Source organism: Streptomyces sp. SID13726, assembly GCF_010548375.1.
Taxonomy (GTDB): Bacteria; Actinomycetota; Actinomycetes; order Streptomycetales; family Streptomycetaceae; genus Streptomyces.
Map to the genome: position 1 here is coordinate 1 of NZ_JAAGLY010000264.1, position 519 is coordinate 519.

The following is a 519-nucleotide window of genomic DNA, read 5'->3' on the forward strand; positions in this document are numbered from 1 at the left end:
GTCTACCACCGCCTGCTCGCCGCGGGCGCGGTCGACCGCGTCGTTACGGAGCGCGAGGTCGGTGCCGCCGTGCACCACGCCCCGGAGGACACGCGGGCGTTCTTCCGCGGCGAGGTGATGGCCCGCTACGGCGACCAGGTCTCGGCCGCGAGCTGGGACTCCGTGATCTTCGACGTCCAGGGCGCACCGTCGCTCCAGCGCGTCCCGATGATGGACCCGCTGCGGGGGACGCGCGCGCACATCGGCGCGCTGCTCGACGCGAGCCCGGACGCGGCGGCACTCCTGGCGGGTCTGGCGGGCCCGTCGTGAGCCGCGGCGACTAGGCTGGACGTACGACGGCGCCCCGCCCCTCGCGGAACGGGCGCCGCGTGCGAGCAGGGCCGGGAAGGGCGCGAGCCCCGACCGGGTTGGAACGGACAGAGCGTCGGCGCGACACCGGGCCGACGGACGAGGAGGCAGCCATGGCGGGTACCGAACGCACCCACGCGTCGCACGAGGACCGGCGTCCCGACGACGAGC

At 75.9% G+C, this 519-nt stretch carries 1 protein-coding gene; it reads left to right on the forward strand.

The features are described from left to right. On the forward strand, positions 1-309 hold a 309-nt coding region (locus G3I78_RS47535; RefSeq protein ID WP_203616514.1), incomplete at its 5' end, for a proteasome accessory factor PafA2 family protein. Between the last annotated feature and the right edge of the window lie 210 nt (positions 310-519).